Genomic DNA, 23,826 nt, shown 5'->3' on the forward strand with positions numbered 1-23,826 from the left:
CAGACCCCCTCAGTGCTTTAAAGCGCTGAGGGGGTCTGGCCCCTTATCTTTTTATCTACTCCGCCAGTTTCTCCAAGTTCCCATTGCGGTCCATCATGAATTTTGATGGTACGCGCTCTTCTTCATCAAACAGAACGAGCTTGCGTGCTCTGTTCATGATTTTCATCAATGTTTCGTAATCCTCCTGGACGGTCAGCTGCTCATCCTGAAGCATTTTGACGCGCTGCTCGAGCTCCTGCGCTTTACGGCCAAGTTCGGCATTTTCTTTTGCTAGTCTCTCGTTTTCTAGTTTTAGAGCGCTAGTATGAACGTTTGAATGTTTCATGGTTTGTAAGAAACCGATAACCTGATCGATGGATAGCGTACCGTTAAATCCGGAATAGCCAGGCTGCTTTTGCTGCACCGGCACCTGCTCGGCGGCAGCTTCCACGTTGGTTTGTGATTGCGCATGAATCACAGGCTGGGACAAGACTTCGCTCTGCTCGAGCACATACGGGATGTCCTCATCCACAATGGACTCCGGTGGGTTGTAAAGCAGCTTTTTCGTAGGCTGTCCCAATGCACGCTGCCTTTGCTTGCGCTGTTTCTTCGCTAATTGAAGCGCCTTTTCATAATCATGTCTTACAACTGCGTTCCAGCGGAATCCGCAGGCTGCAGAGGTGCGATTCAGCTTGTCGCCGACCTCCTCGAATGCGTTAAGCTGTGTGCTGCCTTCCCTGACATGTCGTAAAACCGTTTCGGCTAGTAATAAATCATTCTCTTCAGACCAAGCATCTTGACGATCTTTCATGGTAATCCAACTCCCTTTTAAGCTTTAGTTCTGTTATTATTTTTGACCAGAAAAAAATATTTATACATATTCATAGAAAAAATTACTAGATTGTTATCTGCCGCGTTTTAAGGCGGAAGCTACGGAAACCGTGCTTGCAAAGGACTGGCTTTACATGTAAAATATCATTTGCAAAGTGAAAGAAGAAAGGGTTGTACCAGACAATGGCGAATGAATTTCGAATATGTGATGATTGCCAAGCAACCAACATCAAGACATTGATTCCGAAGCTGAAGCAGGTGGATGAGGATGCGCAGCTTGATGTGGGCTGCCAATCATATTGCGGGCCAGGGAGAAAGAAGTCGTTTGCATTTGTGAACAACCGTCCTGTATCTGCACCAACTGAAGATGAACTGATCGAAAAAATAGTGAAAAAGCTCAAGAAATAGAAATCGCCTTCGTATTCGTACAAAGGTGATTTTTTATTCGCCTTGAAGTTTCAGATAATCAGTAGAATGACGAAAAGAAGAGTAGGCGGGATTCTGATTGGGTAAAAGCAGGATAGACCCTCCATTTTGCCTTTTGGCCATCCTTTCTTTGTAAAAAAAATACTATATAATAGAGTCAGGTTTTAAAAATATCACACGTAAACGAGGTCAAGAGAATGAGTTATGCAACGGAAAAGCTTAATGAAGAAAAAGTATTCAAAGATCCGGTCCATCGTTATGTGCATGTTCGTGACCGTGTGATATGGGATTTGATCGGGACAAGGGAGTTCCAGCGCCTGCGCCGGATCCGCCAGCTCGGAACGACATATTTGACGTTTCATGGGGCGGAGCACAGCCGTCTGAACCATTCCCTTGGCGTTTACGAAATCGTACGCAGGATCATTGACGATGGCTTTGATGGAAGGCCGGACTGGTATCCTGAAAACCGCTTATTGTGCCTGTGTGCAGCATTGCTTCACGATCTGGGGCATGGGCCGTTTTCCCATTCCTTTGAAAAAGTATTCCACCTTGACCATGAGGATTTTACACAAGCGATCATATTGGGCGAGACGGAGGTAAATGCAGTATTGCGGAACGTCCATAAGGATTTTCCGAAGCATGTGGCCGAGGTCATTGCCAAAACATATAAAAATAAACTAGTAGTAAGCTTGATTTCCAGTCAGATTGATGCCGATCGAATGGATTATCTGCTTCGCGACGCCTATTTTACAGGGGTGAGCTACGGAAACTTCGATATGGAGCGCATCATGCGCGTGATGAGGCCGAGAGAGGATCAGGTTGTCATCAAATCGAGCGGCATGCACGCGGTCGAGGATTATATCATGAGCCGCTACCAGATGTACTGGCAGGTCTATTTTCATCCGGTAACACGCAGTGCCGAGGTTATTTTAACGAAAATTCTACACCGTGCGAAACAGCTGTATGAGGAGAACTACACCTTCAAGCATGATCCGATCCATTTTTATTCCCTTTTTGAGGACAAGCTTGCACTTGAAGATTATATAAAATTGGATGAAGCAGTCATCATGTTCTACTTCCAGGCATGGGAGGAAGAAGAAGATTCGATATTAAGTGACTTATGTCGACGATTTATGAACAGGAATTTGTTTAAGTATGTCGAATTTAATCCTAATAAGCAGATGATGGATTTAATGGAGCTGATGGGGCTCTTCAAAAAAGCTGGACTCGATCCGGAATACTATCTGGTGGTCGATTCATCCTCCGATCTCCCATACGACTTTTACCGTCCAGGTGAAGAGGAAGAGCGACTCCCGATACACCTATTGATGCCAAACGGGGACATCCGGGAGCTTTCAAGGGAATCCGAGATTGTAGAAGCGATTTCCGGAAAAAGAAGAACCGACCATAAGCTTTATTTTCCACAGGACATATTGGAAGACCAGACGACGAAACGCACGATAAAGAAAAAAATCAGAGAGATATTAGGAATATAGGCTACGGATACACGTTAGGAGATGAAGGGTTTGTTGATCGATCACGCAAAATTAATGAAGGTCTTTGCTACGGCCGGGGAACTCATCGGGAGAAAAAAGCTGCAAAAGATGGTGTACATAGCGAAAAAGCTGAACTACCCATTCTATGAAAAATACAATTTCCATTTTTACGGACCATACTCCGAAGAGGTGAACTTAAGAGTGGAGGAGCTCTGCAACCTGGGCTTTTTGCACGAACTGAAGGAAAACAAAGGCGGCTACTCGCAGTACCGCTACTCCCTCACGGAAACGGGAGCGGAATTCCTAAAGCATTACGACCTCGAAATGCCGCATCTTGGCGAATGCATGACCGCCATGAACGAGCAGAGCTCACGCTTCCTCGAGCTTGTTTCAACGGTGCTGTACTTCGAGAATCTGCCAAAAGAAGAAGTCCAGGAAAAGGTGTTTACGTTAAAAAGCAAGCAGCGCTACACCGAGCAGGAAGTGGACGAAGCATACGAATATATCGAAAAGCTGCGCGCGCAGTTGGTGAGCTAGGCCCGGGGATTTGGGTCTGGCTTTTTTATTTGCCAAAGATTTATTGCGCGGTTTTTGTCACTTACTGTCGAGCGGACAGATAGTGCTGCTTATTGGACCGATTATTGGGGAGAACGGACAGATACAGGACCAGAGCGGACCGATTACGCATAGAAACGGACCGATAAATGCGATTTTCCGACCGATTAACTGTCCTAGCTCAAAAAATCACACTCCATTCTCTATCAATGTGGATTAATTTTCCTGAATCCGCTTAATCCCCGGCGCGTTAGGGAATGGTAAAAGAAAAAAGCACGAATAAAAGGGGATACTTTTGCGATGGATAAGTGGACGTTAAAGGCGAGGGAGAGCATTTGGTTTGTTCCGAGTTTATATAGTGTAGCAAGCATCATTTTAACCATTATGGTGATTTTAATAGATACGGTTTTTGCGGATTCGGTACAAAATGTCCTGCCAAAGGTTTTGTTTACGAGTGTAGATCTTGGAACGACGATACTAAGCGCCATATCGACTGCCATCCTGACGATGACGACGATTTCGTTTTCGACGATCATGGTTGTCCTGACGACGTATTCCTCGCAGTTCTCTCCCCGTACACTGCAGGATTTTATGACGGAGAGCAGTACTGTAAGGGTGCTTGGGGTGTTCGTGGGAGCGTTCATCTATTCGGTGCTTTCGCTTCTTTTTATGAAGGACTGGCTCGATGACCAGCGTGTATTGGCAGCAGGAGTCGGCATTATCCTGGCCATCATCTGTGTCGGCTATTTTGTGTTCTTTATCCATCACGTTGCCAGATCGATCAGGGTAAGTATGCTGATCGAACGGCTGATGAAGGAAGGGATGGAGACTGCGGAAAAAAAGAAAATGCTGATCGAATCCGGGAAACTTGTTCTTTCTGAAAAACAAAACTTCGATTACACCGAGAAATTGGAATGGATGGCAGAAAATACAGGCTACATCCAATTGCTCGACACAGTGGGGCTAGCTGAAAAAGCGAAGGAGCACGATCTGTTCATTCATTATCACAAGCGAATCGGTGATTTTGTAACAGACAAAAGTGTCATAGGAGAGGTCTATTTTTTAAAAGAAAAAAAGGAAACCATCAATATCAATCCATATATGGAAATCGGGCCGGAGAGGACGCCGCTCCAGGACGGGGAGTTTGCTTTGCAGAAGCTAACGGAAGTAGCATTGCGGGCCATTTCGCCTGGCATCAACGATCCGAACACCGCGAACAACTGTATCCGTTATATGAGCCGCCTCCTGATCGAGTTTGGCGAAATCGATTCCGATACGCTGCTTTTCTTGGATGAGGATCGCATGCAGCGTATCTTCCTGCCGCAGCGGACCTTTGAAGAAATCCTCTATACGGCATTCTATCAGCTCAGAATCTACGGTCAGGCGGATATCTCTGTGATTCTGACCATTCTGGAATGCCTGATTCTAACCGCAGAAGGGAGCAGCAAACAGATAAGAAGGAAAATCAACAGTATGTACTCGTTTTTAGTCAATAGCATCAAAGAAGAGCAGTTCGAACCGTTGGACATCGTGAAAATCGAGGAGAAGAAAGCGTGCTTGAACGAATTGCTTCGATAAAAAGGGAATATTGTTGCCCAACGAACCGTGATTTTTCCGCTTTCGCCCGGAAAATAGGATTTGCGCCCGATATTAAGTGTTTTTCGCCCGCAAAACAAAATTTGCGCCCGGTAGTGCATGTTTTACGCCCGATTCGCATTTCCGACCCATTCCATCTACAAAAAGGTGTCCCGAAGACCAGCCCACGGGACACCTTTAAACTATGAATTATTGATCGCTCAAACGCTTGCCGCCAACCGCGTAATGTCCCTTGGTCATCTCTTCAATGAACACAACGATTTTATCTTCCGGTGCGCCGGTTGTCTCGCTGACAGCAGTTGTCACCTTTTCCACCAATGCCTTCTTCTGTTCCTCTGTACGGCCCTCTAGCATTTTCACTGTTACGTATGGCATATGAAAGACACTCCTTTAATCTCGACTAATATTTTCTATCCTTACATAAATTATTGTATACTAATTAGAAAAGCGCAAGCTAAGAAAATGATCGCTTAGAAAAGGGGAGAAGGTTTGGACAGTTTTTTTGGACTTAATCTGGAGTTGATTCCATATTTGGCGATAACGTTGATTATTGCGTTTACGCTGCATGAATATGCCCATGCCTTTGTGGCCTATAAATTTGGGGACCCGACAGCGAAAAATCAGGGAAGACTGACCTTGGCACCACATGTACACCTGGATCCGATCGGTACGATCCTGATCTTTATCGCAGGCTTCGGATGGGCAAAGCCGGTTCCGGTAAACCGCTTTTATTTTAAAAATCCACGATTGGCAGGTATCCTGGTTTCGCTCGCGGGTCCGCTCAGCAATCTGCTGCTTGCCTGCATCGGTGGTTTCCTGTACTTTCTTTTACTATCTTTCGGATTGTTCGACGGACTATCCGTGAGCATGCAGGATAAGGTGGAACTGTTCGTTCATGTATTCACAAGGCTGAACGTGCTCTTATTCATCTTCAACCTTCTGCCGTTTCCGCCGTTGGATGGCTATCGGATATTGGAAGACCTGGCTCCGGCCAATTTGAGGGTGAAAATGACCCGTCTCGAGCCTTTTGGCATCATCATATTTTTAGTCTTGATTTTCACCGACCTTGGTGACTATACCATCAATCCGCTGCTTTATGACGTTGTCCCGAGTGTGCAAGGGACAATTATGCAGTGGTTTGCAAGCTTATTCTTACGTTAAGGGGGAACCATCATGGACCAGGAAAAGAAAAAGAAACCGATTGGCTTTAATATTATAAAAAATGACCCGACAGACGGTCATGGAGGCTATGGCGTCGGTGCATTGAGCCTTGATAATGTCTCACCGGTTTTTGTTGACGTGGAGGGCGGGGATGCGTTTGTCGATATCGGCGCCATGCACGCACGGAGCACGGTGGAACGCGGCATCAAGTTTTTACCGAACAAGGACGATGTACCGAACGGCAAACCGTACTGGCTTGTATGGGTGACGATCGACCGCAAGCAGGAGGGTCCATATTATGCAGGTGTGACCGCTTGCGAAATGACCGTGGACCGTGAAATCAGAAGAGGGTACAAATCCTTGCCGGAGCATGTGAACAGAATGGACAAATCGATGAAAAGACATATCATCGTCGAACACATGGACGACAGGTCTAAAACTATTTTGCAAAACTATCTTATTGGGCATGACAGCGGAATGTGGGAGCGCGCTTCTGACGATCTGAAAAACCAATTAGCTGTAGAATGAGTGTTCAAAAAGGAGGATAAAAAGAGCAAAGAAGTTCGAGGAAGCGAAGTCTCGTGCACCGCAGCGTATGATTTCTAATGTTGCGGAGCGGAGAGGCAAGCTGACGAAGAAATTCTATAGCTTTTTTACCGGACTTTTTGAACATCCTCTAAAATGAAATGTCAACACCATATGAAAAATAAAGTTGTGACATTTTTTTGAACGTTCGGCTATACCCACTTGAGTTATTACTGTAAAAAAAGTAAACTAAGTCTACATGTGTATAGAGCACATGGAAAGCTAGGACACCTAAAACCCCCGAGAGGCATCTCGGGGGTTTTATCTTTTTAGACATCTACATCCATGGCACAAGCTTCTTCCACCATTTCTCCTTTTTCTCAGGAGCCGTCGTGTCAGGCGGTGCCTGTTCCTGCTCGGTGCCTTCTGCTTGCTTTGTGCAATACTCCGTCGGTTCGGATCCTTTTACATAATACGTCATCCGCGACACCGGACAGTCCTCGGATGCCAACAGTCCACTCTGCGGATTGACCTTCACGCCTACGACATTATCGGTCGGCTGGAATGCCACGACGGATTTGTTTTTCAGTGCATTTTCCATAAATCCTGCCCAGATTTCCTTGGCATAACGCTTTTCCGTCCAAAGCGTAATGTTCTGGTCTTTGTCATAGCCCGTCCAGACGGCACTCACGAGCTGAGGCGTATAGCCGATCATCCAGCTGTCCGTTTCGGTTGAGCCGGATTTTCCTGCGTAAGGGCGAGTCAGCTTATCCTTGATTGCGTTCCCCGTCACTGCCATATAGCCGTTCAAGGCCGTATCGAACATGCCTGTCATCAGATGGTTCAGCACGAACGTTACATCCTTATCCAAAACCTGCTTTGCCTTCGTATCGCGTTCATAAAGAACCTCACCCTTGTAGTTGACCACTTTTTCAATAAAGACAGGCTCAACCTCTTTCCCGCCATTCGCAAACGTGCTGTAGGCATTCGCCATATCAAGCACCCGGACAGGTGATGTACCTAGTGCAAGCGAGGGGACTGCCTTCACGTCAGATTCAATGCCCATCTTTTTCGCCTGCTTGACGAGCTCGGTTTTACCCAGGAGCAGATGGGTCTTCACCGCATACACATTATCCGACAGCGGCAGGGCCTGCATCATCGTTAGCGTGTCGTTGGCATAATAATGGTTGAAATTATGCGGCGTATACGTTGAGCGTCCCTCATCAACCTGGAACGTCGTCTGCTCGCTGCGGAACCCGGTCGATGGGGTAAAGCCTTTTTCCAGTGCACGATAATAGAGAAGCGGCTTAAACGTAGAACCTGGCTGCCTTTCCGCCTGGGTCACCCGGTTATATGGGCTCTCCTCATAATTGCGTCCGCCGACAAGTGCCAGCACCTTTCCTGACTTCGGATCCATCGCCACAAAGCCAACCTGCATCGTGGAGCTCGGCTCGAATGTGGCGGCAATCTGCTCCTCCGCAATTTCCTGCATCTTTGGATCAAGCGTCGTATAAATATGAAGCCCGCCGTTTTCCAGTTCCTTTTCCAGCTTCAAATCATGACGGATCACCGACCGGACCGCATCCTGAAAATAGGGAGCCATAAATTCCTTCGGCAAATGCTCGCGTTCTCCATAGACAAGCGGCTCCGTGAGCACTGCCTCGGCCTCGGCGCGTGTAATGTCCCCATTTTCCACCATCGAATCTACCACCCTCTTCTGTCTAGCCAAAGCTCGTTCACTATCGGTAAAAGGGGAATACACCCCCGGACCCTTCGGAATCCCTGCAAGCATGCTGGCTTCCGCCAAGTTCAGACTTGCTGCCGGCTTGCCAAAATAATAATAGGAAGCGGACTCGACACCGTACGCACCATGACCGTAATAGATCGTATTCAAATAGCCCTCGAGTATCTCTTCCTTTGAATAATTGGCCTCAATCCGAATCGTATAGAGGGCCTCATTCAATTTGCGTTTCCATGTCTTCTCATGCTCGAGAAAAAGATTTCGGGCGTACTGCTGGGAGATCGTACTCGCACCCTGGACCTTTGCCATAGCCTTGATGTCGGCAAGTAGCGCACCGGCAATCCGCTTCGGATCAAAGCCGTGATGGCTGAAAAAACGGCGATCCTCCACCGCAACCGTGGCGTCAATCAGATGAGGGGAAATATCTTCAAGCGCCACCCAATAACGCTTCTCTCCGCTATGGGCCTCCCCAATAATCGAGCCGTCCTTGCTATAGAAAATCGAAGACTGTGTCACCGAAAGCGGCGGCGCACCCTTGGACTTCGCATAAATGAAGACTCCGCCTATTAAAATCATCAACGAGATTGCTAGGATAGAAAAAATAAAAATAAAAGCACGAACATACTTCAAGACCCGCTGCAAACGGTCATCTGTCATCAATTCCATTTCAGAAAATCCCCCTTTCTGTGAGTCGCCTAGTCCTGCATCATTACTACTCAGTATGAAAACCTTTCCCCCGTTTTAAACATTTTCAAAAAAAAATAAATTTTAACTTGAATTTTTGCTAGATTCATCTATACTTTTTTCTTGTTGTATTAATTTAATTTAAGCTCTTTTCATAACCAATCTTGATGAGGCAAATCAGTAAAAAATCGGCTTTAGGATTTTTTACAGCTTATCCGCATTCAAAATTGATAGGAAAGACTTGATCTACAGGAAAAGAGCACGATGATGCGCTTGGTTCGAGGGCTTCCTAATATACGTAAAAGCAGCGAATTGTACGAAATCAGCTATAAATGATGTTTGCTTTTTTTTGGTTAGGGAACGATATAAGCGAGTTTATTTGATATAGCACGAGGATTTTGGACAGATTAAAAAACGGAAGGGAATGTTGTACAAATGGAATTATGGTACACAGAATATCAAACAAAAAACTTCGGAATCACAGCGAAGATCAAACGCACTTTACATACAGAGCAAACGGAGTTCCAAAAGCTAGATATGGTAGAAACTGAGGAATTCGGAAACATGCTTATCCTTGATGGCATGGTTATGACTACGCAAAAGGACGAGTTCGTCTACCACGAAATGGTGGCACACGTACCTCTTTTCACACATCCAAACCCTGAGAACGTATTAGTAGTAGGCGGCGGAGACGGTGGGGTAATCCGCGAAGTGCTGAAGCACCCAAGCGTGAAAAAAGCTACTTTAGTGGAAATCGACGGAAAAGTAATCGAGTACTCCAAGCAGTACCTGCCTGAAATCGCTGGCATGCTTGACGATGCACGTGTAGAAGTGAAAGTCGGCGACGGCTTCATGCACATCGCCGAAAGCGAAAACGAATATGACGTAATCATGGTAGACTCCACAGAGCCAGTTGGACCTGCAGTCAACCTATTCACAAAAGGCTTCTACGCTGGGATCTCCAAAGCATTAAAAGAAGACGGTGTATTCGTGGCACAAACGGACAACCCATGGTTCACGCCTGAACTGATCACAAACGTACAACGCGACGTAAGCGAGATCTTCCCGATCACCCGCCTCTACATCGCCAACATCCCTACATACCCAAGCGGAATGTGGACATTCACAATCGGATCCAAAAAGCACGACCCACTGGAAGTAAAAGAAGAACGCTTCCACGACATGGAAACAAAATACTACACAAAAGCACTTCACAAAGCAGCATTCGCCCTGCCGAAGTTCGTTGGTGATTTAATTAAGTAACGCAGTGAAGAGGGGCCTGACCCGCTCCGCGGTGATGCGTCGATGTTATAGAGAATTAAAGAGGGACCTGACCCTTAAGCAGCTTAAAACGCTAAGGGTCAGGCCCCTTCTTCAAAGGAGGAAATGTATGATGCGTTTTGATGAAGCTTATTCAGGTAATGTGTTTATTAAGAGTCACCCAACTTTTGAAGATAGCCAGGCTGTGATCTATGGTATGCCGATGGACTGGACGGTAAGCTACCGCCCGGGATCCCGTTTTGGCCCATCCCGCATCCGCGAGGTGTCCATCGGGCTTGAGGAGTATAGCCCATACCTGGATCGTGAACTGGAAGAAGTGAAATACTTTGATGCAGGCGATATCCCATTGCCATTCGGTAACCCGCAAAAAAGCATCGAAATGATCGAGGAGTATATCGACTCCCTTTTAGCGAGTGACAAGTTTCCGCTTGGAATGGGTGGGGAGCACCTTGTTTCCTGGCCTGTCATCAAAGCGATGTACAAGAAATATCCGGATCTTGCCATCATCCACATGGATGCGCACACGGACCTTCGTGACGACTACGAAGGGGAGCCGCTTTCACACTCGACGCCGATCAAGAAGGCAGCAAACCTGATCGGACCTAAGAATGTCTACTCATTCGGTATCCGCTCTGGTATGAAAGAGGAATTCAAATGGGCGAAAGAAGTGGGCATGCACATCTCGAAATTTGAAGTGCTTGAGCCTCTGAAAGAAATCCTTCCAACATTGGCTGGACGTCCGGTATATGTAACAATCGACATCGATGTTCTCGACCCGGCGCACGCACCCGGGACTGGAACAGTCGATTGCGGAGGCATCACATCCCGTGAACTATTGGCTTCCATCCACGAAATCGCACGCTCGAAAGTGAACGTGGTCGGTGCAGACCTGGTGGAAGTGGCACCAATCTATGATCCATCCGAACAAACTGCAAACACAGCAAGCAAGCTCATTCGTGAAATGATCCTTGGCTGGGTGAAATAATTTTTGTTGCCCTGTCCGCTGACCGGTTGGTTGGTGGGTGGGGCTTTTGTAGTTTTTGAATTAGAGAAGGCTTCAGGTCCCAGAACCTCATATTCTCCCCAAACCGGACACCCCGCTATTGAACTTGCTCTACAACTTGTTTTATACTATGAAGGTTATAGAAAAGTAAAAAGCGCCGCGAGAAGCGTTAATCATAAAGGATGTGTCTGGATTGCTGGACAATCAAAACAGTGCTAAAATGCCGATCCGGGTGAAGTTCAAGTCGGAAATTCTTCAAGATGAAGAACGGCAGGTTATGGCGTATGAGACAAATGGTCAATACTACCTTAAAGGTGAAACTGAATACATCGTTTTTTCCGAGGATCAAGGGAACGGGAAAAAGCTGGATGTGATTTATAAATTATCAGATCAAGAGGTCTGGGTGAGCCGTTCAGGCAACGGTGTGAAAATGAAGCAGACCTTTCGTGCAGGTGAACTGACAGCCGGACTGTACGACAGTGAATTTGGTATGTTCCATTTGGAGACAGATACAGAGAAGGTTGTAAGGATGCAGGATCCAGTGAGAAATCGGGGGTCCATACAACTGCAGTATCAGCTGAAGGTGCAAGGGCAGGAGACAGGTCAATATTTCATCACCATTCATTACGAGGAGGAACAATTAGCATGAATATAGTAGAACAGGTCCAGGAACGTTTAAAAAATGAGATAAAAGATGCCGTGGTCAAGGCAGGCTTGGCGACAGAGGAGCAGATCCCGGATGTAGTGCTCGAGACGCCGAAGGATAAAGCGAATGGCGACTATTCCACAAACATGGCGATGCAGCTTGCGCGCGTGGCGAAAAAGGCACCCCGTATGATCGCGGAAGAGCTTGTGAAAAATTTTGATCAATCCAAAGCTTCCATCGAAAAAATCGATATAGCAGGACCTGGATTCATCAACTTTTACATGAACAATTCCTATTTGACGGATCTGATTCCAACGATTCTGGAGCAAGATTCCGATTACGGGAAATCGACAGTCGGCAATGGCGAAAAAATCAATGTGGAGTTCGTATCGGCGAATCCGACTGGGGACCTGCACTTGGGTCACGCCCGTGGAGCGGCAGTAGGGGATTCCCTGTGCAACGTCCTGGACAAGGCTGGCTATGAAGTAACAAGAGAATATTACATCAACGACGCTGGAAACCAGATCAACAATCTTGCGTTGTCCGTAGAGGCACGTTACTTCCAGGCACTGGGACAAGATGTGGCAATGCCGGAGGACGGCTACCACGGTAAAGATATCATAGGCATCGGACAGGCGATTGCGGATGAGTTTGGTGACCGCTTTGCTCATGAATCGGAAGAGGATCGCCGCAGCTTTTTCCGAGAATACGGCTTGAAATATGAAATGAAAAAATTACAGCAGGATCTCGAGGAGTTCCGTGTACGCTTCGATGTCTGGTACTCAGAGACTTCCCTTTACAATAACGGCAAAATCGATGAAGCATTGACGATCCTGCGTGAAAAAGGCCATATCTATGAAGAGGACGGCGCGACCTGGTTCAAATCCATGGAATTTGGCGATGACAAGAACCGTGTTTTAATTAAAAACGACGGATCTTACACATACCTGACACCGGATATCGCATATCACCAGGACAAGCTGAAGCGCGGCCATGATAAGCTGATTAACATCTGGGGTGCCGACCACCATGGCTATATCCCTCGTATGAAAGCGGCAATTGAAGCGCTTGGCTATGGGAAGGACGCCTTGGAAGTGGAAATCATCCAGCTGGTTCACCTTTTCCAAAACGGGGAAAAAATGAAGATGAGCAAGCGTACAGGAAAAGCGGTAACGATGCGTGATCTGATGGAGGAAGTGGGCCTTGATGCGGTTCGTTATTTCTTCGCTATGCGCAGCGGGGACACGCATCTTGATTTCGATATGGACCTGGCAGTTTCCCAGTCCAATGAAAACCCGGTATTCTACGCCCAGTACGCACATGCTCGCATCTGCAGCATGCTTCGCCAAGGGGAAGAGCTTGGATTGGACCTGAACGGTACTTTCGCGCTGGAGCATATCAATTCCGAAAAAGAAATCGACCTCTTGAAAAAGCTGGGTGACTACCCGCAAGCTGTGGCAGAGGCGGCACAAAAACGCATTCCGCACCGTATCACCAACTATATTTTCGAGCTTTCCTCCGCCCTGCACAGCTTCTACAACGCAGAAAAGGTATTGGATCCGGAAAATATGGGAAAATCCAAAGCGCGTCTCGGCCTGATGAAAGCTGTTCAAATTACGCTGAAAGACGCACTCAACCTGATCGGAGTATCCGCTCCAGAAAAAATGTAATTCTTATTCTAGATATTACAAGGAGAAGGCTCACTACCAATATGAGTAGTGAACCTTTTTTTGGTGAAAAATAGAGAAATAAATAACTGAACACAAAAGGAGTTTTTCAACTATGAAAGAAAGCATCTTAGCACTCATCACCGGCATGGTCGTCGGATTCGTATTCGCCCTATTCCGCCTGCCCATCCCTGCACCACCAGTATTCTCCGGCATCATCGGAATCGTCGGCATCTACCTTGGCTACAAACTGTTCTCCTGGATCGCACCAATGTTCCAGAGCACAGGCAGTTGACATAACAACAGGGGTCTGGCCCCATTTGGGTAAACCATCCAAATGGGGCCAGACCCTTTTGCTATTAGAAGTAGGTTAATTCCTTTCGCGTTATCAACTTAGCGAAAGGGGGGAGGTCGTTTTTGTAATAAAATGTAAAGTGGATAGAAAATGATAGTAAGTGGATAGATAATTGGTGAATCCGGATAGAAAAAGGAGTGTTTTGGATAGAATGGTCCCAATTCTGGATAGAATAGTGCACAAAGTGGATAGAATACGGTTTCTAGCAAAGGGAATTAGAGTTGATTTTTTCTACAGAGTTAAATTTTCATAGAAAATCACCCTGAAAAACAAAAAAACATCTCCCAATCCAGAAGTTTACTTCCAAAAAGGGAGATGTCTATTCAAAATCCTTGCGATCTACCACTCCACCGTCGCCCCGCCAATCCGCTTCACCCCACGAATCGCCGCCACAACCTCAACGAGCTGCAGGGCCGCTTCGTCCTTGCGCTTGGCCTCGATCATGAAGTCGACATCCTGACCAAGTCCGACAACCACTTTCAGAAACTCCGCTAAGAACTGCAGATCCACATAGTCAGCATGATGGCGCAGCTTCTTTTCCGAAATGGGGGAGGAGATATGGATTTTCGGGATAATGCCAATCCCGCGCCATGTTTCATACACCCTTGGCAGAAGCTCCTCCCAGGATACAGCGCTCGGGTTCGCATATTCATGGTGATAGTCGAAAGCAAGCGGTATGCCGAGCTTCTCGCACAGCAAGAGTGTTTCCTCCGTTGTATAGGTCTTATCGTCATTTTCCAGCGTCATCCGCTTGAAAACCTCAGGAGGGAGCTGCTTGATATTCTCATAAAAGCGCTCCAAGGCAGCCTCCTTATTCCCGTAAGCCCCTCCGACATGAATATTGATCGTTCCACTGTCCGCAAGCCCCATTGCCTCAAGCATTTCATAATGGTACACCATATCCACTACTGCATTCTCGGTAATATGGGCCTTATCGCTTGTGAAAAGCGTGAACTGGTTCGGATGGAAGCTTGTGCGCATCCCATACCGCTTCACCAGATCGCCGATTTCCTTGAACTCGGCTCCGAACTCCGAAACGAAATCCCATTTAACCTCAGGATGCGTCGCAAGTGGCACGATGGAGGAGGAGAAGCGGAACACCTTGATCTCGTTCGCGATGCAGAGATGAATGGTGCGAAGTGTACTCGCCAGGTTTTGGCGAGTCACCTCCAGCAGCTTGGCACGGCCGTCCTCAGGCGACATCTGCTTGTATCTTGTATAGGTCAAAGTCTTGCCAGGTGAGGCGTCCCAAAGGTTCCATGATTGTGAAACAAAGCCAAAACGTATTCGCAATGGGAATACCTCCTTTCTTTTTTAGCTCTTTTCACTAAAGTTTATTGCTTAAGTCCGTAAAAAATCGGCATTTGGATTTTTTACAGCATTTATCCCTGAAATATTCAAAAGGGAATAAATCAATTACACGGGAAAAGAGCACGAATGCAAGTAATTTCAAGTGTTTACGTTGATTACGTCATAAGTAACAATGTATGCGAAAACAGCATCTTTTTACAGCAATGGTGAGACTAGCTTTGCTAGCTGTTCACGCCCTTTATCCAGGAAGGACCGCTCCCGGATGTATTCAAGCGTCAGCTTCTCGGAATTATGAATGTCCTTCTGAATCTCGTGGATCGTCGCTTTTACAAACTCCGGATCGTAAATCAGGCAGTTGATTTCATTATTTAAAAAGAGACTGCGTTTGTCAAAATTGGCTGTGCCGATATCGCACATTTCCTCGTCGATGACCATCACCTTAGCATGATAAAAGCCTATATAGAAGCGGTAAACCTCTGCACCAGCCTCCAAAAGGGATGGGAAGTAAAGGAAAGCAGCATCTCGGACAAGCGCGTGGTCCGCTTTGTCGGGCAGAAGGATCGTTACCTTTACACCGCGCCCGAGCGCCTTCATCAGCTCGTCAAAAAGCTGCTCATCCGGGATGAAATAAGGCGTGCAGATGATCACGGACCGCTGTGCCTTCTGCAGCAGTCCGATGAATGTTTCCTTCAGATAGCCGCCGTTTGTCGGAACGAATTGATGCAAGCTTTTTCCCGTTTCCAAGGGAGGATAGTAGGCAGCTGTTTCTGATCGGGGCTTTGACGTGCAATCCTCCCAGTTCTCGAAAAACTGCGATTGCAGATCCTGCACCCCTTCGCCTTTAAGCTTCAGGTGGTAATCGCGCCAGACCCCGAACTCCGGATCCTGTCCAAGATACTCCTTGCCGATGTTAAAACCGCCGACATAGCCGATATTCCCGTCAACAACCGTGATTTTCCGGTGATTGCGCTGATTGATGCTGAAGAAAATGAAAGGAAAGGACGGCTTGCGGCAGAACTCAACCTCGATGCCATACGAGCGGAGCTCCTCGACCTGTTTCTTTTTTACCTTATGGGAACCGAGGTAATCGAGAAGAAGGCGTACCTCGACTCCTTCCTGGGCCTTTTGTTTCAGTATTGTGAAAAACTCCTCACTGACATGGTCCCCATTAACGAGGTAAAAGAGGGAATGGATGTGATGGGTGGCATCCTTCATTTCCGCAAAAAGGTCCTCATACAGCTTGTTGCCGTCGGAATAGAGGTGGAAGTCGCTCCTTCTTTTCGGGAACTCGAGCTTTGTTACTTTCTTTAGATGCATCTTGCGTCCCAGCTGAAAATCAATGACAATCCAAACAAGGATAAGAATAATTGCTAAACCGATATATAATGCGATAGTCATGTTTACCCCTCCGTCATCCGACTGTTTCTAGTTTCTACCGAACGGCCCTGACTTATCCTTTTTACAGGTCCTTATGCTCAGGTTAGGCCCAAGTTCCTAAAGCCGTCTTCAATCCATACCCACCGCAGGATAAGTGTAAGCAAAATTTTCATCAAATGTGTTGACTGAATGCTCATTCACAAATAGAATAGAGATAAAATAAAGTTCTGAAAATTAGATTCTTTCCAAACATTGAGGCTCTTCGCATAAAACAAACAATAATTTTCGCGAATGCAGCCGACATCAAAAAGGGACATACGAAAGGAGTGGAGAGATGTGGGGAACGGTTTGTTAATAGCCAATTGGATTTTAACGATAATTGTAACCGCTTACGCAGTATCGCTATTTGTTTATTTGATCAGAACAAGAATACAATTCATCAAACTTGGCAAGAAGGTCGAGTTTGATAACAAGGTAAAAGAAAGATTGGATAAGGTCTGGGTCAATGTTTTTGGCCAGAAGAAGCTTTTGAAGGATAAGAAGAGTGGAATCATCCACGTCATGTTCTTCTACGGGTTCCTGATGGTTCAGCTTGGCGCGATCGACCTGATCATCAAAGGACTGTTCCCAGGATCGCACCTGCCGCTGGGACCGCTTTATCCGGCGTTTACGTTTTTCCAGGAGCTTGTAACCTTGATGATCCTGGTTGCAGTCGTATGGGCGTTCCATCGCCGTTATGTGGAAAAGCTTGTCCGCTTGAAGCGCGGCTTTAAATCTGGTCTTGTCCTTATCTTTATCGGGGGATTGATGGTTTCCGTACTTTTCTCCAACGGAATGGGACTTATCTGGCATGATCACGGCCTGACCTGGAGTGAGCCTGTTGCATCCGGTGTGGCATTCCTGTTCGGCTGGATCAATACGACAGCTTCCATCGCCCTGTTCTATGTCGGCTGGTGGATTCACTTATTATTCCTGCTTGCATTCCTTGTTTATGTACCGCAGTCCAAGCATGCACATTTGATTGCAGGGCCTGCGAACGTGTTTTTCCACCGCACCACGAACCCAGGAAAGCTTGAGAAAATCGATTTTGAAGATGAAACACAGGAATCCTTCGGGGTCGGGAAGGTAGAGGACTTCACCCAATACCAGTTGATCGATATGTATGCCTGTGTGGAATGTGGACGCTGTACGAATATGTGTCCGGCAACCGGAACGGGGAAAATGCTTTCTCCGATGGATCTTATTTTAAAAATCCGTGATCACCTGACAGACAAAGGAGCGGCGATTACGTCCAAATCCCCTTGGGTTCCGACGTTCGCGTTCAACAATACGCAAGGCAATCAGCTGGCTTTGGCTTCTGCCGGAAAAGGTGCTGAGGAAAGTGCGGCAACGATCGAGTACAGCCCTTCCTTGATTGGCGATGTCATCACAGAAGAGGAAATCTGGGCATGTACGACCTGTCGTAACTGTGAGGACCAATGTCCGGTTATGAATGAGCATGTCGATAAAATCATCGACCTTCGCCGTTACCTGGTTCTTACAGAAGGTAAAATGGATGCCGATGCACAGCGTGCGATGACGAACATCGAGCGCCAGGGAAATCCATGGGGCTTGAACCGCAAAGAACGTGAAAACTGGCGTGAAGCGGCACCGGAAGTGAATATTCCTACAGTAAAAGAAGTGAAAAAAGCGGGCGAAGAGTTCGAATTCCTATTCTGGGTCGGCTCCATGGGGTCCTTCGACAACCGTTCCCAGAAAATCGCAATTTCGTTTGCAAAGTTGCTTAACGAGGCAGGCGTGAAATTCGCGATTCTCGGAAATAAAGAGAAAAACTCCGGAGATACGCCGCGCCGCCTTGGTAACGAATTCCTGTTCCAGGAGCTTGCGACAGGCAATATCGCCGAGTTCGAGAAAAATGAAGTGAAGAAAATTGTTACGATCGACCCTCATGCCTACAACATTTTCAAAAACGAGTATCCGGATTTCGGACTTGAGGCAGAGGTTTATCATCATACAGAGCTATTGGCTCAGCTTGTAAAAGAAGGGCGTTTGAAGCCGCAGCACGCGGTAAACGAAACCATCACCTTCCACGATTCCTGTTACCTGGGAAGATACAACGAAGTCTACGAGCCGCCTCGTGAAATCCTGAAGAGCATCCCTGGTGTGACGCTTGTCGAGATGAAGCGCAACCGCGAAACGGGCATGTGCTGTGGAGCAGGTGGAGGACTCATGTGGATGGAAGAGGACACAGGAACGCGCGTCAACGTCGCCCGTACCGAACAGGCACTCGAAGTGGCACCAAGCGTCATCAGCTCCGGCTGTCCGTACTGCCTGACGATGCTATCCGACGGCACGAAAGCGAAGGAAGTCGAAGAAAAGGTAAGCACCTATGACGTTGCCGAGCTGCTGGAAAAATCCATTTTCGGCGATATAAAAGAACCTGTGGCATAACCAGATTACTAGCTTCATAGAAAATAATTGGGTGTACGCGATATTTCAATTGCGTACACCATACCCTTTTAACGGAACTGAGCGAGCGTTCAGTCGCTATTTTGAAAGCGTTGTCAAAATTTCTAGCTATAAAAGAAAAAGTGGATGTCAAATCTCAGCGGTCGCCCCTGTTGATTGAAGTGCAAGGGGTGAGACTCCTGCGGGAGCAGCGTGTCAAGGGAGACCCCACAGGCGCACAGCGCCGAGGAGGCTCCCGAGGCCGCCCTGGATAAGCGAACCCCTGGAACGGAAATCAACAGGGTATTTAACGGAGTCACCTAATATTCAGGTTCGATTTACAAAAATAGAGGAGGAACAAAAATGGGAAAAACAGTGATCGTCAGTGGAGTACGTACGCCAATCGGAAAGTTTGCCGGGGGATTAAGCTCCTTGACTGCAGTGGACTTGGGAGCTGTCGCAATTAAAGAAGCACTAAAAAGAGCCAATGTCGATGGCACGTCAGTCGGTGAAGTGATTTTCGGAACCGTCCTTCAAGGCGGACAGGGTCAGCTTCCGTCCCGTCAAGCAGCCCAAAAAGCGGGGCTTCCTTGGGAAGTCAAAACAGAGACCATCAACAAAGTATGTGCATCAGGGATGAGAAGCGTAGCGCTTGGCGATATACTGATCCGTTCGGGTGAGGAAGAGGTCATCGTCGCAGGCGGAATGGAGTCCATGAGCAATGCGCCATACATCCTGCCAAAAGCAAGATGGGGGCTTCGCATGGGAGACAGCAGCGTGAAGGATCTGATGGTGCATGACGGACTGACCTGCACCTTTACTGGCGTGCACATGGGAACATACGGAAACAGTGTCGCAAAAGAAATGGAAATCTCCCGCTCGGATCAGGATGCATGGGCATACAGAAGTCATCAGCGTGCAATTGAAGCGATGGAAAAGGGCATTTTTGCAGAGGAAATCGTGCCTGTTGAAGTTCCTCAGCGCAAAGGGGCGCCGGTTGTCGTGAGCAAGGACGAATCGCCGCGTAAGGACACGTCCATTGAAAAGCTGGCAAGCCTTAGACCGGCATTCGACCATGACGGAAGCATCACAGCCGGGAACGCACCAGGAGTGAATGATGGCGCAAGCGCACTTGTCCTGATGAGTGAGAACCGTGCTAACAGGGAAGGCAAGCAGCCGATTGCAACGATCCTCGGTACTGCATCCATCGCAGTGGAAGCGAAGGATTTCCCCAAAACGCCTGGACTGGTAATCAACGAGCTTCTCAAGAAAACAGGTATAACACTGGAAGAGATCGATCTTTTTGAAATAAATGAAGCTTTTGCAGCAGTGGCATTGGCATCTGCCAATCTTGCCGGACTGGATCTGGAAAAGGTGAATGTAAACGGTGGGGCGGTGGCACTTGGCCACCCGATCGGAGCAAGTGGGGCACGCATCATCGTATCCCTGATCCATGAGCTGAAGCGCCGTGGCGGCGGGCTTGGTATCGCGTCAATCTGCTCAGGCGGCGGCCAGGGCGATGCAATCTTGATTCAAGTTTAAAACTGAAGGGGGACTACAAACATGACAATTCAAAAGGTAATGGTAATCGGGGCAGGGCAAATGGGATCTGGCATTGCGCAGGTTTGTGCGATGGCTGGCTTCCATGTATATATGAACGATTTGAAGCAGGAATTCCTGGATCGCGGGCTTGCATCCATCACGAAAAACCTGACAAGAGCGGTGGACAAAGGACGCATGACGGCGGATGAGAAGGAGCAGGTGCTTGGAAGATTGACCCAGACAACCACTCTTGAAGACGCAAAGCATGTCGATATCGTCATCGAAGCGGCAGTGGAGAACATGGACATCAAGAAAAAGATTTTCGCACAATTGGACACTTTTGCTCCAGCGCATGCGATTTTAGCAACCAACACATCCTCCTTGCCAATCACGGAAATCGCCGCGGCGACAAACAGACCGGAAAAAGTGATAGGGATGCATTTTATGAACCCGGTACCGGTGATGAAGCTGGTAGAAATCATTCGCGGACTGCAAACAGCGGATGAGGTATATGGCGCGATCGAGGATATGACGATAAAGCTTTCCAAGGTGCCGGTTGAGGTCAATGACTTCCCTGGATTCGTGTCCAACCGTGTCCTCATGCCGATGATCAATGAAGCAATCTTCACGGTATATGAAGGGGTGGCAACACCGGAAGCGATCGATGAAGTGATGAAGCTTGGGATGAACCATCCGATGGGGCCGTTGACATTGGCTGATTTTATCGGACTCGATACTTGCCTATACATTATGGAAACCTTACACGAAGGCTTCGGCGATGACAAATATCGCCCATGCCCATTGCTTCGAAAATATGTAAAAGCAGGCTGGCTCGGACGTAAGACAGGACGCGGATTCTACACATACGAGACTTAAAGGACAGCATGAAAGGGGTCGAGCAGAATGAACTTGAGATTCACGGAAGAGCAGGAAATGGTACGGAAAATGGTGCGCGATTTTGCAGAAACGGAAATCGCCCCGTTTGTGGAAAAAATGGAGGACGGCGAGTTCCCGAGGGAGATTCTGAAAAAGATGGCCCACCTTGGCTTGATGGGCATGACAATCCCTGAGGAGTACGGCGGAGCGGGCATGGACTTTCCGTCCTACATCATTGCGATCAATGAGTTGTCCCGCGTCAGTGCGACGGTCGGCGTCATTTTATCCGTCCATACGAGTGTCGGAACAAACCCGATCCTTTATTTTGGAACAAAAGAACAGAAGCAGAAATACGTCACGAAGCTTGCTTCGGGAGAGTACCTTGGCGCTTTCGCCCTGACTGAGCCAAGTGCGGGATCGGATGCGGGAAGCTTGAAGACGCGCGCGATCAAAAAGGATGGCCATTATGTGCTGAACGGAGCGAAGGTGTTCATCACAAATGGCGGCGAAGCGGATACGTATATTGTGTTTGCCTCGACCAATCCGGAGCTTGGAACGAAGGGCATCAGTGCATTCATCGTGGAAAAGGACACTCCAGGCTTCATCATCGGAAAAGACGAGCACAAAATGGGCTTGTATGGCTCCAAAACGGTGCAGCTGACATTTGAAGATGCGAAGGTGCCGGCAGAAAACCTGCTTGGTCAGGAAGGCGAAGGGTTCAAAATTGCGATGGCCAATCTTGATGTCGGCCGGATCGGGATTGCGGCGCAGTCACTCGGAATCGCAGAAGCGGCCCTGCAGCATGCAACAGCCTATGCAAAAGAGCGTGAGCAGTTCGGCAAGCCGATCGCACTTCAGCAGGGAGTCGGCTTCAAGCTGGCTGATATGGCAACTGCGGTAGAGGGAGCAAAGCTGTTGACCTATCGTGCGGCGAACCTGCGTGCACTTGGCAAGCCTTGCGGCAAGGAAGCATCGATGGCAAAGCTTTTCGCTTCCCAGACGGCAATGAACGTCGCAATCGAAGCAGTCCAGGTATATGGCGGCTACGGCTACACGAAGGATTATCCGGTCGAGCGCTTCTTCCGCGATGCGAAGGTATGTGAAATCTACGAGGGTACAAGTGAGATACAGCGATTGGTTATCGGAAAACACCTACTAAATTAACATACAAGGGGATGGAACAGATGAATTTTTTACTTAGCGAAGAACATGAAATGATTCGTAAAATGGTGCGCGATTTTGCCAAGAATGAAGTGGAGCCTACAGCAGCCGAGCGCGACGAGGAAGAGCGCTTTGACATGGAGATTTTCCGCAAGATGGCGGACCTCGGACTGACAGGTATTCCTTTTCCGGAAGAGTACGGCGGAATCGGCAGTGACTATCTGGCGTATTGCATCGCGGTAGAAGAGCTTTCCCGCGTATGTGCATCAACCGGCGTTACACTATCAGCTCACACGTCACTTGCGAGCTGGCCGATCTATAAATACGGAACAGAAGAGCAAAAGCAGAAATACTTGGTGCCACTTGCGCAGGGAACAAGCATCGGCGGCTACGGCCTGACTGAGCCGGGATCTGGATCTGATGCGGGCGGAATGAGAACGACTGCGAAGCTTGATGGCGATCATTATGTGCTGAACGGTTCGAAAATTTTCATCACAAATGGCGGCATTGCCGATATCTATGTGGTGTTCGCGGTAACAGACCCATCGAGCAAGCATAAGGGTACAAGTGCATTCATCATTGAAAGCGGCTTTGAAGGCTTCAGCGTCGGGAAAAAGGAAAAGAAACTCGGTATCCGCTCTTCACCGACAACAGAAATCATTTTTGAAGACTGCCGTGTGCCGGTAGAGAACATGCTCGGTGCAGAAGGGGAAGGCTTCAAGATCGCAATGATGACGCTTGACGGCGGACGTAACGGAATTGCCGCGCAAGCAGTCGGGATTGCACAAGGTGCCTTGGATGCAGCGGTTGGCTATGCAAAAGAGCGCGTGCAGTTCGGCAAGCCGATTGCCGCTCAACAGGGCGTAAGCTTCAAGCTGGCAGACATGGCGACATCGGTTGAAGCTTCCAGACTATTGACCTATCAGGCTGCATGGCGCGAGTCAGAAGGATTGAGCTACGGAAAAGAGTCCGCCATGTCGAAGCTTTTTGCAGGAGACACGGCAATGAAGGTGACAACCGAGGCGGTCCAGGTATTCGGCGGCTATGGCTACACGAAGGACTATCCGGTCGAGCGCTATATGAGGGATGCAAAAATCACGCAAATCTATGAAGGAACACAAGAAATTCAACGTCTCGTCATCTCCAGAATGCTTACCAAGTAAGT

21 protein-coding genes are annotated in these 23,826 nt (G+C 47.8%); 16 read left to right on the top strand and 5 right to left on the bottom strand.

The window, feature by feature from the left end; genetic code table 11:
• Positions 1-55: 55 nt before the first annotated feature.
• Positions 56-790, bottom strand: coding sequence for an RsfA family transcriptional regulator (locus tag ACFVAD_RS15835; RefSeq protein ID WP_386642047.1), 735 nt, complete (start codon positions 788-790; stop codon positions 56-58).
• 203 nt (positions 791-993) lie between these two features.
• On the opposite strand from ACFVAD_RS15835, the gene ACFVAD_RS15840 reads away from it, so the two are divergent.
• From ACFVAD_RS15840 to ACFVAD_RS15855, 4 genes are all read left to right on the top strand, one after another.
• The gene (locus tag ACFVAD_RS15840; RefSeq protein WP_386642049.1) at positions 994-1,218 is read left to right on the top strand and encodes a YuzB family protein; all 225 of its coding nucleotides are present in this window, start codon (positions 994-996) and stop codon (positions 1,216-1,218) included.
• Positions 1,219-1,433: 215 nt separating this feature from the next.
• Complete coding sequence (locus tag ACFVAD_RS15845; protein ID WP_386642051.1) at positions 1,434-2,732, top strand: HD domain-containing protein; 1,299 nt, start codon at positions 1,434-1,436, stop codon at positions 2,730-2,732.
• 30 nt (positions 2,733-2,762) lie between these two features.
• Positions 2,763-3,269, top strand: a complete 507-nt coding sequence (locus ACFVAD_RS15850; protein WP_386642054.1) for a YwgA family protein — start codon at positions 2,763-2,765, stop codon at positions 3,267-3,269.
• A gap of 318 nt (positions 3,270-3,587) precedes the next feature.
• Positions 3,588-4,865, top strand: coding sequence for a DUF2254 domain-containing protein (locus tag ACFVAD_RS15855; RefSeq protein ID WP_386642056.1), 1,278 nt, complete (start codon positions 3,588-3,590; stop codon positions 4,863-4,865).
• Positions 4,866-5,072: 207 nt separating this feature from the next.
• On the opposite strand, the gene ACFVAD_RS15860 is transcribed toward ACFVAD_RS15855, so the two are convergent.
• A complete protein-coding gene (locus ACFVAD_RS15860; protein ID WP_204413097.1) occupies positions 5,073-5,258 on the bottom strand; it encodes a 2-hydroxymuconate tautomerase in 186 nt (61 codons plus the stop codon).
• A 114-nt stretch (positions 5,259-5,372) separates the two neighbouring features.
• Here ACFVAD_RS15860 and ACFVAD_RS15865 point away from each other — a divergent pair, with 114 nt between their 5' ends.
• On the top strand, positions 5,373-6,044 hold the full coding sequence (locus ACFVAD_RS15865) for a site-2 protease family protein (protein WP_386642059.1): 672 nt from the start codon (positions 5,373-5,375) through the stop codon (positions 6,042-6,044).
• Positions 6,045-6,056: 12 nt separating this feature from the next.
• Positions 6,057-6,572, top strand: a complete 516-nt coding sequence (locus tag ACFVAD_RS15870; protein ID WP_386642062.1) for a YwhD family protein — start codon at positions 6,057-6,059, stop codon at positions 6,570-6,572.
• A gap of 334 nt (positions 6,573-6,906) precedes the next feature.
• On the opposite strand, the gene ACFVAD_RS15875 is transcribed toward ACFVAD_RS15870, so the two are convergent.
• On the bottom strand, positions 6,907-8,976 hold the full coding sequence (locus tag ACFVAD_RS15875) for a transglycosylase domain-containing protein (RefSeq protein WP_386642064.1): 2,070 nt from the start codon (positions 8,974-8,976) through the stop codon (positions 6,907-6,909).
• A gap of 453 nt (positions 8,977-9,429) precedes the next feature.
• Here ACFVAD_RS15875 and speE point away from each other — a divergent pair, with 453 nt between their 5' ends.
• The 5 genes from speE to ACFVAD_RS15900 all read left to right on the top strand — a co-directional run bounded on the left by speE (position 9,430) and on the right by ACFVAD_RS15900 (position 13,886).
• Entirely contained in the window at positions 9,430-10,257 is an 828-nt protein-coding gene (gene speE, locus ACFVAD_RS15880; RefSeq protein WP_386642067.1) for a spermidine synthase, read from the top strand.
• Positions 10,258-10,387: 130 nt separating this feature from the next.
• Positions 10,388-11,260, top strand: coding sequence for an agmatinase (speB, locus tag ACFVAD_RS15885; protein ID WP_386642381.1), 873 nt, complete (start codon positions 10,388-10,390; stop codon positions 11,258-11,260).
• Positions 11,261-11,471: 211 nt separating this feature from the next.
• Positions 11,472-11,927, top strand: a complete 456-nt coding sequence (locus ACFVAD_RS15890; protein ID WP_386642070.1) for a YwiB family protein — start codon at positions 11,472-11,474, stop codon at positions 11,925-11,927.
• Entirely contained in the window at positions 11,924-13,594 is a 1,671-nt protein-coding gene (gene argS, locus ACFVAD_RS15895; protein WP_386642072.1) for an arginine--tRNA ligase, read from the top strand. The genes ACFVAD_RS15890 and argS overlap by 4 nt, the downstream gene beginning before the upstream one ends.
• Positions 13,595-13,706: 112 nt before the next feature.
• Positions 13,707-13,886, top strand: a complete 180-nt coding sequence (locus ACFVAD_RS15900; RefSeq protein ID WP_386642074.1) for a XapX domain-containing protein — start codon at positions 13,707-13,709, stop codon at positions 13,884-13,886.
• 399 nt (positions 13,887-14,285) lie between these two features.
• Here ACFVAD_RS15900 and uvsE read toward each other — a convergent pair whose 3' ends face one another.
• Both uvsE and cls read right to left on the bottom strand, forming a co-directional pair.
• Positions 14,286-15,239, bottom strand: coding sequence for a UV DNA damage repair endonuclease UvsE (uvsE, locus tag ACFVAD_RS15905; RefSeq protein ID WP_386642076.1), 954 nt, complete (start codon positions 15,237-15,239; stop codon positions 14,286-14,288).
• 213 nt (positions 15,240-15,452) lie between these two features.
• A complete protein-coding gene (cls, locus tag ACFVAD_RS15910; RefSeq protein ID WP_386642079.1) occupies positions 15,453-16,655 on the bottom strand; it encodes a cardiolipin synthase in 1,203 nt (400 codons plus the stop codon).
• A 270-nt stretch (positions 16,656-16,925) separates the two neighbouring features.
• Here cls and ACFVAD_RS15915 point away from each other — a divergent pair, with 270 nt between their 5' ends.
• The 5 genes from ACFVAD_RS15915 to ACFVAD_RS15935 all read left to right on the top strand — a co-directional run bounded on the left by ACFVAD_RS15915 (position 16,926) and on the right by ACFVAD_RS15935 (position 23,824).
• Entirely contained in the window at positions 16,926-19,085 is a 2,160-nt protein-coding gene (locus ACFVAD_RS15915) for a (Fe-S)-binding protein (protein ID WP_386642082.1), read from the top strand.
• Between the two features lie 360 nt (positions 19,086-19,445).
• Positions 19,446-20,624, top strand: coding sequence for an acetyl-CoA C-acetyltransferase (locus tag ACFVAD_RS15920; RefSeq protein ID WP_386642084.1), 1,179 nt, complete (start codon positions 19,446-19,448; stop codon positions 20,622-20,624).
• Between the two features lie 21 nt (positions 20,625-20,645).
• Complete coding sequence (locus ACFVAD_RS15925; RefSeq protein ID WP_386642087.1) at positions 20,646-21,500, top strand: 3-hydroxybutyryl-CoA dehydrogenase; 855 nt, start codon at positions 20,646-20,648, stop codon at positions 21,498-21,500.
• A gap of 27 nt (positions 21,501-21,527) precedes the next feature.
• The gene (locus ACFVAD_RS15930; protein ID WP_386642090.1) at positions 21,528-22,664 is read left to right on the top strand and encodes an acyl-CoA dehydrogenase; all 1,137 of its coding nucleotides are present in this window, start codon (positions 21,528-21,530) and stop codon (positions 22,662-22,664) included.
• A gap of 20 nt (positions 22,665-22,684) precedes the next feature.
• Positions 22,685-23,824: an acyl-CoA dehydrogenase gene (locus tag ACFVAD_RS15935; RefSeq protein ID WP_386642092.1), complete on the top strand. Its 1,140-nt coding sequence runs from the start codon at positions 22,685-22,687 to the stop codon at positions 23,822-23,824.
• The last annotated feature ends 2 nt before the right edge of the window (positions 23,825-23,826 follow it).

The organism is Sutcliffiella sp. NPDC057660, assembly GCF_042800035.1.
Taxonomy (GTDB): Bacteria; Bacillota; Bacilli; order Bacillales; family Bacillaceae_I; genus Sutcliffiella_A.